12 protein-coding genes and 4 tRNA genes are annotated in these 13166 nt (G+C 44.7%); 1 reads left to right on the plus strand and 15 read right to left on the minus strand.

Features of this window, described 5'->3' with window-relative positions; translation table 11 throughout:
* Positions 1–11: 11 nt before the first annotated feature.
* From CEF13_RS17680 to CEF13_RS17735, 13 genes are all read right to left on the minus strand, one after another.
* Complete coding sequence (locus CEF13_RS17680) at positions 12–500, minus strand: hypothetical protein (RefSeq protein WP_102712506.1); 489 nt, start codon at positions 498–500, stop codon at positions 12–14.
* Positions 501–694: 194 nt separating this feature from the next.
* A complete protein-coding gene (locus tag CEF13_RS17685; RefSeq protein WP_102712508.1) occupies positions 695–1237 on the minus strand; it encodes an MORN repeat-containing protein in 543 nt (180 codons plus the stop codon).
* 211 nt (positions 1238–1448) lie between these two features.
* The gene (locus CEF13_RS17690; protein WP_166742726.1) at positions 1449–1706 is read right to left on the minus strand and encodes a DUF2164 domain-containing protein; all 258 of its coding nucleotides are present in this window, start codon (positions 1704–1706) and stop codon (positions 1449–1451) included.
* A gap of 144 nt (positions 1707–1850) precedes the next feature.
* A tRNA-Leu gene (locus CEF13_RS17695) sits at positions 1851–1936 on the minus strand.
* A gap of 282 nt (positions 1937–2218) precedes the next feature.
* Positions 2219–2307, minus strand: a tRNA-Leu gene (locus CEF13_RS17700).
* Positions 2308–2326: 19 nt separating this feature from the next.
* Positions 2327–2403, minus strand: a tRNA-Ile gene (locus tag CEF13_RS17705).
* A 37-nt stretch (positions 2404–2440) separates the two neighbouring features.
* Positions 2441–2517 (minus strand) — tRNA-Met (locus CEF13_RS17710).
* Positions 2518–2626: 109 nt separating this feature from the next.
* The gene (locus CEF13_RS28850; protein WP_166742727.1) at positions 2627–2791 is read right to left on the minus strand and encodes a hypothetical protein; all 165 of its coding nucleotides are present in this window, start codon (positions 2789–2791) and stop codon (positions 2627–2629) included.
* Positions 2792–3087: 296 nt separating this feature from the next.
* Complete coding sequence (locus CEF13_RS17715) at positions 3088–4602, minus strand: ABC transporter substrate-binding protein (protein WP_102712512.1); 1515 nt, start codon at positions 4600–4602, stop codon at positions 3088–3090.
* Positions 4603–4607: 5 nt separating this feature from the next.
* Positions 4608–5492, minus strand: a complete 885-nt coding sequence (locus CEF13_RS17720) for an ABC transporter ATP-binding protein (RefSeq protein ID WP_102716432.1) — start codon at positions 5490–5492, stop codon at positions 4608–4610.
* A gap of 8 nt (positions 5493–5500) precedes the next feature.
* A complete protein-coding gene (locus tag CEF13_RS17725) occupies positions 5501–8407 on the minus strand; it encodes an ABC transporter permease (protein WP_102712514.1) in 2907 nt (968 codons plus the stop codon).
* Positions 8408–8410: 3 nt separating this feature from the next.
* The gene (locus CEF13_RS17730) at positions 8411–9481 is read right to left on the minus strand and encodes an efflux RND transporter periplasmic adaptor subunit (RefSeq protein ID WP_102712516.1); all 1071 of its coding nucleotides are present in this window, start codon (positions 9479–9481) and stop codon (positions 8411–8413) included.
* Positions 9447–10178, minus strand: coding sequence for an ABC transporter ATP-binding protein (locus CEF13_RS17735; RefSeq protein ID WP_102712518.1), 732 nt, complete (start codon positions 10176–10178; stop codon positions 9447–9449). Before CEF13_RS17735 ends, CEF13_RS17730 begins: the two co-directional genes overlap by 35 nt.
* 210 nt (positions 10179–10388) lie before the next feature.
* Here CEF13_RS17735 and CEF13_RS17740 point away from each other — a divergent pair, with 210 nt between their 5' ends.
* Positions 10389–10967: a GNAT family N-acetyltransferase gene (locus tag CEF13_RS17740; RefSeq protein WP_102712520.1), complete on the plus strand. Its 579-nt coding sequence runs from the start codon at positions 10389–10391 to the stop codon at positions 10965–10967.
* A 690-nt stretch (positions 10968–11657) separates the two neighbouring features.
* On the opposite strand, the gene pyrE is transcribed toward CEF13_RS17740, so the two are convergent.
* Both pyrE and pyrF read right to left on the minus strand, forming a co-directional pair.
* Positions 11658–12305: an orotate phosphoribosyltransferase gene (gene pyrE, locus CEF13_RS17745; protein WP_102712522.1), complete on the minus strand. Its 648-nt coding sequence runs from the start codon at positions 12303–12305 to the stop codon at positions 11658–11660.
* Positions 12298–13035, minus strand: a complete 738-nt coding sequence (pyrF, locus tag CEF13_RS17750) for an orotidine-5'-phosphate decarboxylase (RefSeq protein ID WP_102712524.1) — start codon at positions 13033–13035, stop codon at positions 12298–12300. The genes pyrE and pyrF overlap by 8 nt, the downstream gene beginning before the upstream one ends.
* Positions 13036–13166: the final 131 nt, after the last annotated feature.

Raw genomic sequence — 13166 nt, forward strand, 5'->3', positions numbered from 1 at the left:
TCCCATTAAGCTTATTCTGACTCGTCAAACCAATTAAAGAAATTATTGTTGATGAACTGTGCCACTAGCATATACGGCGCCGTTTCTTCCAAATTTAGTTCTTCCTTGCCTCTAATCTGAAAATAAAGCCATAACGCGATCGTATCCGTAAATTGAATAGGATCATATTCTGTTCTGTTCATTAAATCTGCGATCAAACCCATGCAATCCTCAATCGCTGCTTCGCCTTCGGAGTCGAATTCGTTTATTTTTATTATGAAATAAGTATATAAAGTCGGGTATTCTTTATTCCTTATAAGAGATTTGCTAAACAGTGCAGTTGAAATAGAGGCGACGAGTATGCTCAGCTTCCATTTTCTTTCATGCTCTCCTACTGTGGGATCTTGCTTGAATCTTTCTAAGAGATCCATATATAAGTTCTCTTTTAATAAATCGACTTGTGCAAACAGCAATCTGGATCTTTCCTTGAATGATATTTCCTCTTTATTATTTGAGAACATCGTATATATCTCCTTTCCTATCTATAGTCTCTCATTCCCAATTAGGTGAGATCATTATATCACAGGTTGGAATACACATAAAAAAGGACACGCTCATGCATGACAAAAAAAGAAGAAGGAAAACAATCCTTCTTCATTTGGTTTGTATATGAATAGATAGCTCTGAGCTATTGCATTCATAGATATGACGAAGCCTATGTACCAAAAATTTGACCATCTGCCCGATTACCATGATAATCATTCTCTTTTGATATACGGAATTTTCCAGAGCTGCTTCTCCTGCCGTTTATCCAAAAGCCATCATAAGCTGTACCAGCAGCGAAATCATTCATAAAGCCATGTCCGTGCATGTGGTCGCGCCGCCAGTCGCCCCTATACTCCCAGCCGCCCACAGATCTTCGGTAATATCCTTTACCATGACGCAAGCCACACACCCAAGAGCCCTCGTAACAATCACCGCCTGCCAGTTCAAAGCTCCCTTCTCCATGAAAGATGCCATTTAGCCATTTCCCGCTATAGCTGTAACGTTTGAATTTATCGGTTAACCTTCCCGTGCCGTGCGGTAATCCATCCGCCCACTTCCCAACATACTGCAAGCCGTTATTAAAAATAACGACCCCGTAGCCATGTGGTTTTCCAGCTTCCTGCTCACCTGTATATACATAACCGCTCGATTTTTCCATACTCTCGAATACATCCCATATGATCTTAACTGCTTGATAGAAACCTTCTGTCATTAGACACCATCCTTATTTAGATTTCTGAGTGCTAAATCTTTCTGGGAATCTGCACATACGCTCAAGTATAAAAAATGCAGTATTGCACGCAATAGCAGCCAGTAATAAATAAGTATAGGCGAATGATTTCAAACAATCTGTCACACGGTGTTGTCGATTCACATTTATTTTCAGACATAAAACACGACCATTCGCCGTGCCGAAGCGAAAATCATCTCTTTGCCAGCTTTATGGGCTTCTCAAGCGCATATATTTCTTCATCTAAGGCAACCATCTTCTGCTCAATCGCTTTTCTTGCATCTGCTAATGCCTGATTATATACGTATGGCGAAAGCTCCTTCAGCATGAAATCAAGCACATTCTCAGCTGCTAATTGTCCAATTTCTTGATCAAATTCAATTTGAAAATAATCTTGTATACCGGATGCGATTTGAAGCTTATGCTCTTTCGGTAATTTTAACGGTACCATGGTGTTTTGCCTCCTCGGTTTGCATTGAGTGTTTTCTTCTTCGTTTATTAAGTACATCATTATTAAAAAACCTCCATCGCTTGCACTGAAATTTCCAGTACGGCAAAGGAGGCTTTCCAATATCATATGAACATTTTCTAAGTATGCCGAGGACGGGAATCGAACCCGTACGGTGGTCACCCACCGCAGGATTTTAAGTCCTGTGCGTCTGCCAGTTCCGCCACCCCGGCGCGTTTAATGAAAGTGGCAACAGAAAATAATATATCATGTTTTACCTCGGATGGCAATCTTTTTTTATTTTATGTCCATAAGATTGCAAATCAAGGTGATTTTGATGAAATAACGGATCTGGGGTCAATTATCGTCACACCTGAAACGAAAAAAGATCCTCCTTTGTCATTACCCGTACTTGAGTACAGATGATGCAAACGGAGGATCTCTTTCACAATTATGTAGGCATTCCTTAATTTAAGCGCTATAGTAAAGTACTAGACTTTACTGGGCTGTAAAGATGGTGCCGAGGACGGGAATCGAACCCGTACGGTGGTCACCCACCGCAGGATTTTAAGTCCTGTGCGTCTGCCAGTTCCGCCACCCCGGCATGTGTAAAGCTTTGCAAATGGTGGGCCCTGAGGGACTCGAACCCCCGACCAATCGGTTATGAGCCGACCGCTCTAACCAACTGAGCTAAGGGCCCTCGAAAAACGTATATTTCAACGTGGTTATCGATAGGTTGGTTGCGGGGGCAGGATTTGAACCTGCGGCCTTCGGGTTATGAGCCCGACGAGCTACCGGGCTGCTCCACCCCGCGACGTTTGTCCATTTGAATTAAAGCTTCTTGAAATGGCGACATAAAATAATATACTATATGAGTAGGTTTTAAGTCAAGCAAAATCTTCTAATTATTTTTTTTGTTTTTTTTATGGAATAAATCGCACGCCGTAACGGCCTTTGCGGGACCGGAACACCTCTACCTCATCCGGCGATTCATAACCATAAATCCATGAATCATTCTCCATTCGTCTTACAAGGCACCCGGCTTGAAATTTTGTTTCGTACAATCGGATCCAGTATACCCATCTCATCTCAATTCCCTCCTGGTGTCTGTGCAAATCCATTCCTCTATGTATCTGATCAAGGTGCTGCTGTTAATCATTAGAATACCCTAAATTAGGATTTAACAAGCATAAGAGCATGACAATCCAGTTATTCCGGCAAAAATACATATTAGTAACTGCTGCGGCATCCATAATCACTCATTAAAGGCTCGATAATCGATTATAGGACCTTTTTACAGGAAAATCAGCTAAGCCCAAACAAAAAAGCCCAAATCGATTCAGCATCGATTGTGGGCTTTCATTGTGGGCCTTCTATTCTATCATTAATCTGCTTTTGGCATTGGCATAATATCAATCGTCCCGTCACCTTCACCAGAAGGATTTGTCTTAGGACGCTCTAATACGGCATTGCCTTTTGTTTCCCATTCCGCTAATGCATCACGAGCGGACTTTGTACCCTTCAGCACTTCCTGGAACAACTCATAAGCTGGCTGCTGAGCTTCCCAGATGTTTGGATTTTCACGATATACCTTGTCAGCATCCGTGCTAGTCGGAGGCAGCGGCTTAAGCGATGTGAATGCATCCATATTGTATTGAAGACCGCCAATCGGTTTCAAAAATTCTTTACGTGCGACCATTTCATAAAGGCTTCTAGATTTAAGCTTAGCCCAATCTCTGCCATTCGTAAATTTGATGAACTCCCAAGCGTCTTTATCATTTTGCGCTTTGGCATTAATGCCCATCAATTGGCTGAGATAGATGCTTCCGCCGACTTCAGGGTCTGACGGGCTGACAGGAACAGTTACAACATCCCAATCCACGATATCGAAATCTTTGATTTTGGATGCATTATCTTGAACTTTTTTGAGTTCATTAATATATCCGTATTCCCCGATAGTCATTGCTACTTTTCCTTTCATGAATAAATCACCGTAGAAAGGATCATAAGTGCCTTTTTCATTTTGAGTTTCGTACATTTTGTTTATAAATTCCTGGGTTGGAAGTACTTGATCATTATAGAGAGAGGCTATAGTCGTCCAAACATCCTCCCATTGATCGGTGTTTACGAGCATTTTTTCGCCTTTATCATCCCAAGTTTTCAATTGCAGCGCTGAACTATAATTCTGAACCTGACCATAGCCATCGTTCGTCCAACGGTTAAATGAGAAACCGAAGGTACGGTCCTGACCTTCTCCATCAGCGACTTGACGAGCAAGGTTCAATACTTCCTTCCATTCCATCTTGTCAGTTGGAGGAGAGATGCCTTTATCTGCAAACAATTTTTTGTTGTAATAAAGCGCAGAAGAGCTGAATGTTGGTGTAAGCGCGTATATATTGCCATCGCCTGCAGCTTTAATGCCGTTAATGACAGTTGGAACATAATCGCTTACATCAAATTTGTCCTGTGTAATAAGAGGGTCAAGCTGCTTCAGCAAGTTATCTTGCGTTAGGCGAAGCAGCATATTGTAATCAAGTACAACGACATCGACTGGATTCTGACCATTCAGCATTTCTTTCATTTTCTCATAAGGATCAGGCTGAGTATTTGGTTTGTTTGGGTCAGGCTTCTCAAAGCGCTGATCATCATAATTAATTGCGCCAACGATTTCAAATTCAATATTAGGATGCGACATTTCAAACATATCGGTGTATTGCTGACGGAAATAAGGCTCATTATCCGATCCACCGTAAAGTACCCCTATCCGTAGAACACGTTTCTCTGCGGATTGTTCATTGCCTCCGCTGCAGGCAGCCAGCAGGCTGATCAGCAGCGCAAGCGTTAAACTGAGCATTGTAAATCTGCGTAAACTCGGTTTCAACACCCGTTTGTCATTCATTCGATTTAACCCCCCAATGATTTAGGCGGAGTAATAATAATCCGCTCACCGTCAAATTCCATTGTCGCTTTATCTTTAATATTTAAAGCTGTAAGATATTCCTTCGGCACCTGCAGACGCCCGACTCGGTCTACTACTACATAAGCCTCGTGTACAGATTGCAAGTTGCTTGCTATCTGAAGCTCTGCCTCTCCGTCGGCATTAATATTCGGATTTCGTTTGATAAACTCCGTGCTCGTCAATCCATCGCGAATTGCAACAACACGGTCCACCTTGCTTGCGAGTGTAAGATCATGCGTAACAATTACAATGGTGATACCGATTTCTCGGTTAAGCTTACGGAAAATGCCCATAATTAAATCAGAGGTTGTCGTATCGACGGAGCCTGTAGGTTCATCAGCGAGCAGCAGCTTCGGCCTGTTTGACAACGATATGGCAATAGCGACCCGCTGCTGCTCGCCGCCTGAGAGTTGATGGAGCTTATTATGCATGCGCTCCTTAAGCCCAACCCATTCCAGCAACTGCTTCGCATAAGGGCGATCTACTTTACCGGATAGCATCATCGGCATTTCCACGTTCTCCAGCGCTGACAAATACGGCAGCAGGTTGCGGGCATTATTTTGCCATATGAAGCCTACTGTTTCGCGCTTGTAGCTCACAAGATCCTCTTCTGAAATTTTGAGCAAATCCCAGGGACCTACTTTAACTTGACCGGCAGAAGGGCGATCGAGACCGCCCAGCGTATTCAGAAGCGTTGACTTCCCGCTTCCGCTATTGCCGATAATAGCCATAAGCTCGCCTTCATTGACTTTCAAATTCAAGCCTTGCAGGGCAACGACCTCTAGATCGTCTGTTTTGTAAATTTTGACTAATCCTTCGCAATCGATCATAGCTGTCGTCATCGTTCTTCTCCCATCTTGACCGCTTGGTGCACTCTCAGCCTACGAATATGCAGGAAGAGCAGAAGCGCACCGATCAGCATCATAAATCCGACCACATAGAATAACTGATTGGTATCGTTCGAGTCGAATATAACTCGGAATGGCGGCACCGTTTCAGCCACATTCTCGGTCGTTTGCAGGAACGGCAGGAATAGCAAGCTGACTGCCTTTCCAATTAATACGCCGAGCCCTATCGCAAGTCCCGCTGTAAAGAGCTGCTCCAGCAGAAGCATGCCCGTAAGCTGCCTGCGCGAGAGTCCCATCGCACGAAGTACGCCGAACTGCACGACACGGCCTGACAAGTTGAAGAACCAGTACAGAACATAGCCCGCCAACGTAATGACGACAGATACAAGGAAGCCTAAGCTCAATATGCCGAATACGCCGCCTCTTGTTGGATGCTTCGATTGCGTAAGGAGTTCTGCTCTTACATCCTTTACAGAAGCCATCTCAATACCAGCTTGTTGAAGCTTCTCGACAATGGGAGCGAGCTTCGCTTCAGGCTTCATTTTTAGCCAAACCTCATAAGGAGTAATAGGCATTTGATCATAAATATAGTCCAAGTTCGCAATGATGAATGGTGATTTATCTGGATATTGCGTAGGCCAATACGGCAAAATGCCTACTACCGTAAATTCAATCATTCCGTCTGGAAAGCCAACTGAAATTAAATCGCCGAGCTTTAATTGGTTTTTCTCGGCTACTTTAGTAGGAATAAGTGCAGCGTGCTCATATAAACCTAAATTATTTAAATAATAATTCGGATGCACCGGAGACAAATCGTCTCGGAACCAAGCTACCTTGGCAAAATCGACGTTATCAATACCCATCACGGTACCTTGCCCAATCGATTTCCCTGAGATAACGACGTTGCCTTTTGTTTGCAGCACGCGTGCGGCTGCTTCTACACCCTCAAGAGAACGGAATAGTTCAAATGGCGGTTCTGTGTACAATATACGCGTCGGCACCGATTGGCCGCCACCGCCTCCACCAGCACCGCCTCCGTTACCGCCGCCAGCACCTCCTCCAGCTCCACCGCCACCGTTGCCTCCACCAGCACCGCCGCCTGATCCTCCTCCAGTTGGAATGGTAACTTCTGGAGATCCGGTCCATACCGTCTGAATGGTTACATCCGTACCGAACTTATATAATGTTCGCTCTGTGGAGTTCAATTCTATCGTACGGGCTGCCGAAGCGTTATACACGCCTAGACCAAGCGTCAATACCAATAAAATCATAAGCGGATAATAGCCCTTGGACGAACGTGACAGCTGCGTCAAAGTTAAATAAATCGGCACTGGCAGGAACTTTCTCCCCAGCCAATTAAATAGCTTTAACAACCATGGGAAAAGTCGCAAGAAAAATAACCCAAGTGCAAAAATAGCAAGTGCCGGGACGAAGAACAGAAACGGTTGGACATTCAGCTGATCTGTTGTCATTCCCGTCTGGAACGTAAGCATTTGTCTTTCATTAAACATATACCAGCCATAGCCTGCAGCTGCTACTAACAGAACATCGAGATACCAGCGCTGCCAGCCAGGCTTCCGATCGGACCTAGCAAGCTCCTGCTTGTAGTTAACAATAGACGATTTCGCATAAATAATAGCAGGAATGATCGTTGCAAGTAGAGCAAGCAATACGGCCGCACCACCTGCTATCATAGCATCCGTCGAGAATCCAACCGGGATTGATTTGCGACTGACGAAGGATAGAAAGCCATTGGCTGAACCGATGCTCTTTGCCATAAACCATCCGATAAACGGACCAATCGCTAATGATATGCCGCCTAGCAGCAGTCCCTCAATCAAATAAATCCATATGATCTGCCTCGTACTGGATCCACGGCTTCGAAGCACTGCAATATCACTTCGCTGTTTATCCAGTGATTGACGAGCGTTCATCGCGATAAAGAAAAACACCATTGCGAGCATAGGAGCCGCCAGCGTGAACAGCAGCGTTTGCAATTGCAAGCTTTGCTTCTTAAATTCCGTCAATGTGGATGCAAAGGATATCTCCACCCGTGTATCTTTCAGACGCTGATACAATTCGATGTTGAGCCGTTCTAGCGTCCGCCCAAGCGGAGACAGCTGACTCGTTTGAATTTCCGATAAATTAAACGCATAATACCAACTTGCATTATGAAGAGGAATCTTCTTCTTCTCGAGCAGCACCTTATTGAATGCTGTCTCGCTAATTTGGAATGTATTCAGCAATCCCTCCATTCCTTGGTACCAATATGAGCTCGTTTCATTAAGCGGCTTTACCGCCCCGACGACTTTGACCTTAAGAGTAAGATCAAGTCCGCCGTATATCGGATATTCAAACACATCGCCGATATGTATATCATTTCTGTACATCGCTTCCTCGAACATAACAGCTTCGATTAGTTCACTGTCTCCTTCGGCGTTAATAAACCATCTGCCTTGAACCAGCTCCGTACTCGTATCCATTCCAGACATGCTCATAATCGTTAATTGACGATTTCGTCCCGCATCTACTTTCGTAGAATCCTCCGGAACGACCTCTGCGCTGCGAATGGAATTGCTGTTTACAAATGTATCAAAAGGAAATCCGATTTCTTTAGGCACGTCATCGGCAATGTAACGCTTAAGCTCCGATAATGCCGATATATCCGTTTTCCCGCCAGCAGGCGACTGATAACGCATTAGCAGCGAGCCAGCGGGCAAGCCAGCGCTCTTCTGCTGCAAAGATTCGGCTACAACCCTCTTGAGCGCTCCGTCCGCGTACATCGGTATACTGGTCGCGAAAGCAACCGCTAAGGTAAGCCCAGCGAGCGTGCTTAAGGTAAGCCAGCGCGTGTTCCACATTTTGCGGAACAAAAATCGAAACAGCGGAATACCCATCGGCTATCGACCTACGACTTTCTGCCCTGGTTTAAGCCCCTGCAGGATCTCGATCTGAGTTGGAGTCTGCTGTCCAACCTCAACATCCACTTCCCGCTTACCATCAGCCTCAACAACCTGCACATAAGTGCGTGAACCGATCGAACGAAGCGCAGAAGGAGGAATAACAATAGCGTTTTCGGTGCGTTTCGTAATAATATTAAGCGATAGTGGTGCTCCGCGATTTACTGTGCTTGGCAAATCTTTTATTTCAACAATCATGAAATCCTCAGGGCGTTCCAGCTTCGAATCACCGCCGCCCATGCCGCCGTTATTATTATTCTGATCTTCCGCTTTAATCGGCAGCTGCTTCACTTTTCCTTTGAATGTTCCTACATTACTTATGTTCGCCACGACCTCCATACCGACCGCAACTTTCTCCAGCTCGGATTTGGACAGCTTCGCAGCAGGCACCATTTTGCTCGTGTCGGCAACAATGGCAATCGGAGCATACGCTTTAATTAAATCGCCCTTCTGAACATTCAACGTTACAATGGTTCCGCTAAACGGCGCGGTCAAGCTTGCTTTCGCAATTTCCTCTTCCATATCTACAAGCTTCTGCCTGCGCTCTTCGAAAGCAATCGATCTCTCCTCGAATTCGATTGGATCCATCTCATCGCGTTGACGCAAAGTATCTTTCATTGCTATTTCTTCTTTTTTGAAGGACAGTCTTTCCGAACGCAGTGATTTAACTAAAGTATCCACATCAAGCTCGCCAATTACTTGGCCGGCTTTCACGGTTTGCCCTGCTTTGACATATAACTCTTTCAGGTTTTTTCCGTCTAACGTAAAAAACAGCGTTTCTTCTTCTAAAGAAATAACTTTTCCAATGACTGGAACCTTAGTTTCCAAATTCGCTGTCGTCACCTCGTACTCTGGTTTTTTGGAAATTTGGGGTGGATTAATTTCAGGCAATACTTCTTCTTCTTGTTCCTTAGGAAGCAAAGAGCACCCTCCTGCAAACACTAATGAGACACTCATAGCAACCACAATTGAACGTTTAAATAAATCTCCCGTCCACCATTTCATAAACATTGTCGGCAACCTCCAAAATAGTAGGATCATGTGTAGTCATGCAAATTGTAACGTGTTCAGTACGAATAATATTTTGAAATACAGCCATAATTTGAGCGGACATATTCGTATCAAGCTCAGCTGTCGGCTCATCAGCCAGCAGCAAAATTGGTTTATGGGCGATTGCTTTGGCAATTGCAACGCGCTGCTGCTCGCCTCCAGAAAGCTCAAAGGGGCGATGATGCATCCTTCTCTCTAATCCTACTAGCTCTAAGCATTGCGCCACTCGCTCTTTCCATTGCGCGCGAGGAATACCGGCCATGCGAAGAGAGAGCTCTACGTTCTCCCAAGCCGATAACAGCGGCATTAGCGCGAAGGCTTGGAAAATAAAACCCATATGCTTGCGCCGGACCAGCGTCCGCTTATCATCACTCATCTTATGAAATGTTAAGCCGTTAAACAAAATTTCTCCTTTGCTTGGCGTGTCGAGACCTCCCAAGCAATTCAGCAGCGTCGTCTTGCCAGAGCCTGAACGGCCTCTAAGCATAACAAGCTGCCTTTCCTTAAGCTCCATATTAATCCCTTTTAGTACGTGCAGCGGTGAACCACCAACTTGAAAAGTACGTTCTACATCATTAACCGTAAGTAGAATACGCTGGTCTTCTGTGGGTTCAAGCTGCGACTCTGTTATTTGTTCGGCTTCCTGAGATGTAGCCATGAGCGCTCCCGATCCCTCCTTAAGTATGTATTACTGTCTTCATAATTCTCATCTGATAAGATAGACGAAGGACATGCTCAAAAAGTTACGTATAATTTTACATCTTTGCAATTATTTTTTCGACATTAATCGGCTTATCCCGATCTTGAGAATCTAATCTTCAACATGCTAGTATAAAGCAAGTATTTGTAAATCAGGAGGAGGTACTAAATGGACGACAACCCTATTTTATTTTCATTCCCTGAAAGCTTTGAAACAGAAAATTTAATCATTCGCGCCCCGCAATGGGGTGACGGTGTTCTTATTAATGAAGCGGTACGTGAAAGTGTCAATGAGCTGCGTCCTTGGCTGCCGTTTGCTAGTGTAATTCCAAGCGTTGATGAATCAGAAGCTTATGTACGGAAAGCTAGACTTAGCTTTTTGGAACGAACTGACTTCGTTATGCATGTATGGGATAAGAGCACGAGCCAGCTTGTAGGAAGCAGCGGGCTTCATCGTATCAATTGGGATGTTCGAGCTTTTGAAATTGGATATTGGATTAGAACCTCACGTGCTGGTCAAGGATTAATGACAGAAGCAGTGAACGGCATCACTAGATTTGCAATTGATCACTTGGATGCCAATCGGATTGAAATTCGCTGCAGCAGTCTTAATTTATCCAGCAGTCGGCTTGCTGAACGAGCAGGTTTCACATTGGAAGGTGTTTTAAGATGTGCCAGAAAAGATAAATTAGGCAATCTGTCCGACACGAGAATCTACTCGAAGGCTAGAGGTTATGAATATCATTAGTTTCAAACCTTATTGGAGTCCGAATGACCATACTGTGTGATACAACTAAAAATGGAACGACTAGCTGGAAAAGCAGCAGCTAATTTTGATCGCAAGATACTATTAGAGACTATTTAGCTGTATATGCTCAAGTTAATTCTTTTAAAAACCCACACTTCATATAGAAAAACCCAAATTAGCTGGAATAATGGACTTCTGTATAGAAAGTAGACACTTCTGCATCTCATTCGCTATCGTCCGCCGCTTCGAGCTCAATTAGATGCACTTTTGCATCTCATTCGCTATCATCCGCTGCTTCGAGCTCAATTAGATGCAATTCTGCATCTCATTTGCTGTCGTCCGCCGCTTCGAGCTCAATTAACTGCACTTCTGCATCTCATTCGCTATCGCCCGCTGCTTTGAGCTCAATTAGATGCACTTTTGCATCTCATTTGCTGTCGTCCGCCGCTTCGAGCTCAATTAGATGCACTTTTGCATCTCATTCGCTATCGCCCGCCGCTTTGAGCTCAATTAGATGCACTTTTGCATCTCATTCGCTATCAAATAACTGATGCCTATAAAGGTAATTGATACAGAATCTCCAGTTACTTGATCCAAGAATGATCCCCTATAAAAAAATGGCAGGGCAAAAATAAATCTTGCTCTACCATTTTTTATTACGGGAACAACTCCCATTACACTGCTATATGGTTATTTTCCGAACGATTGCGGATCTTCTCTCCACGCTTGCAGCGTAGCTACATCCTCTGCTGCCACTTTACCGAGCTGAACTGCCGTTTGAATAAGTGCGCTATAATTGGATAAGGTTTCGAGCGGCATATTTTCCGCTGCAAATGCTTGAATAGCGGAATCGAATTCATAAGTAAAGATGGCGAGCACTGCAGCAACCTCAGCGCCAGCTTCGCGAACAGCAAGCGCCGCTTTAAGTGAGCTGCCCCCTGTCGAGATAAGATCCTCAATAACAACGACCTTCTGACCTGGAAGGACTCGTCCCTCAATTTGATTCTGCTTGCCGTGGCCTTTCGCTTTATCACGAATATAAGCCATCGGCAGATTCAGCTTCTGCGCTACCCAAGCTGCATGGGGAATACCAGCAGTAGATGTTCCTGCGATAACCTCCGCATCTGGATAACGCTCACTGATAATTGCAGCAAATCCTTCTGCCACTCTGTCACGGATAGCTGGGTATGTCATAGTTAACCGATTATCGCAGTAAATAGGTGATTTGATGCCTGAAGTCCATGTGAACGGCTCATTGGGACGAAGCGCGACAGCTTCAATCTCCAGCAAGCTCTTAGCTATTTCATTCGGCAGGTCTTTTAAAATTAAATTACTCATAAGTTGTCAGCTCCTCAATAATAGATTCCAATGCGGCTCTTGGCTTATTCGCAGCAGTAATAGGACGGCCAATAACCATATAATCGGTTCCTTGGCTCAATGCTTCGCTTGGCGTCATAATTCTAGATTGGTCATTCACATCTGCGCCTTTAGGACGAATACCAGGCGTTACCGTTTTAAATGTTGGTCCGCATGCTGCTTTAATCGCTTTGACCTCAGAAGGCGATGCAACAACACCATCAAGACCCGCTGACTTAGCCAGCTCCGCATAACGAAGGACGGCTGTCTCAACCGTTCCGCCTATTCCAATTTGTTCGTTAAGCATCAATTGATTTGTGCTCGTTAAGTGTGTAACAGCTATTATGGTAGGCTTGATAATCCCGCTCCCCGTAAGAGCGATATCAACGCCTTCCAGTGCAGCCTCCAGCATGGCGCTCCCGCCCGCTGCATGAACGTTAAACATATCAACGCCCAGCTTCGTAACGCTGTTTGCGCCGCCCTTGACTGTATTCGGAATATCATGCATTTTGACGTCAAGAAATACAAAGTAGCCGCGCTCTTTCAAGCTTTGGACAAATGAAGGCCCAGCTGCATAGAACAGCTGCATCCCCACTTTCATATAACAGGGAATACCCTGCAGCTCAGCTATCAAATGCTCCGCAGCATCCGCACTGGGATAATCCAATGCAACCATAATCCGTCCTGCCGCCTGTTCGGAAGTCAGCTTCATCCGAATTCACTCCTTTTTCTCTGTTCATTTGCATAATAAACGGCCATACGCCCCCTCTCGCTATCCGTAATAAAGTAGAAACTTTATTACAGAGAGCAAGCAATGGACGTTGGCCGTACATATGTTTTACG

Source organism: Paenibacillus castaneae, assembly GCF_002884445.1.
GTDB classification, from domain to species: domain Bacteria; phylum Bacillota; class Bacilli; order Paenibacillales; family Paenibacillaceae; genus Pristimantibacillus; species Pristimantibacillus castaneae.

Excerpts from the sequence above, each read along its gene's own strand:
- CEF13_RS17720 (WP_102716432.1), bottom strand. The coding sequence starts at position 5,492 with ATGATCGATTGCGAAGGATTAGTCAAAATTTACAAAACAGACGATCTA.
- CEF13_RS17735 (WP_102712518.1), bottom strand. The coding sequence starts at position 10,178 with ATGGCTACATCTCAGGAAGCCGAACAAATAACAGAGTCGCAGCTTGAA.
- pyrF (WP_102712524.1), bottom strand. The coding sequence starts at position 13,035 with ATGAAGCTGACTTCCGAACAGGCGGCAGGACGGATTATGGTTGCATTG.
- CEF13_RS17730 (WP_102712516.1), bottom strand. The coding sequence starts at position 9,481 with ATGTTTATGAAATGGTGGACGGGAGATTTATTTAAACGTTCAATTGTG.
- CEF13_RS17725 (WP_102712514.1), bottom strand. The coding sequence starts at position 8,407 with ATGGGTATTCCGCTGTTTCGATTTTTGTTCCGCAAAATGTGGAACACG.
- CEF13_RS17715 (WP_102712512.1), bottom strand. The coding sequence starts at position 4,602 with ATGAATGACAAACGGGTGTTGAAACCGAGTTTACGCAGATTTACAATG.
- CEF13_RS17685 (WP_102712508.1), bottom strand. The coding sequence starts at position 1,237 with ATGACAGAAGGTTTCTATCAAGCAGTTAAGATCATATGGGATGTATTC.
- CEF13_RS17680 (WP_102712506.1), bottom strand. The coding sequence starts at position 500 with ATGTTCTCAAATAATAAAGAGGAAATATCATTCAAGGAAAGATCCAGA.
- CEF13_RS17740 (WP_102712520.1), top strand. The coding sequence starts at position 10,389 with ATGGACGACAACCCTATTTTATTTTCATTCCCTGAAAGCTTTGAAACA.
- CEF13_RS17690 (WP_166742726.1), bottom strand. The coding sequence starts at position 1,706 with ATGGTACCGTTAAAATTACCGAAAGAGCATAAGCTTCAAATCGCATCC.
- CEF13_RS28850 (WP_166742727.1), bottom strand. The coding sequence starts at position 2,791 with ATGAGATGGGTATACTGGATCCGATTGTACGAAACAAAATTTCAAGCC.
- pyrE (WP_102712522.1), bottom strand. The coding sequence starts at position 12,305 with ATGAGTAATTTAATTTTAAAAGACCTGCCGAATGAAATAGCTAAGAGC.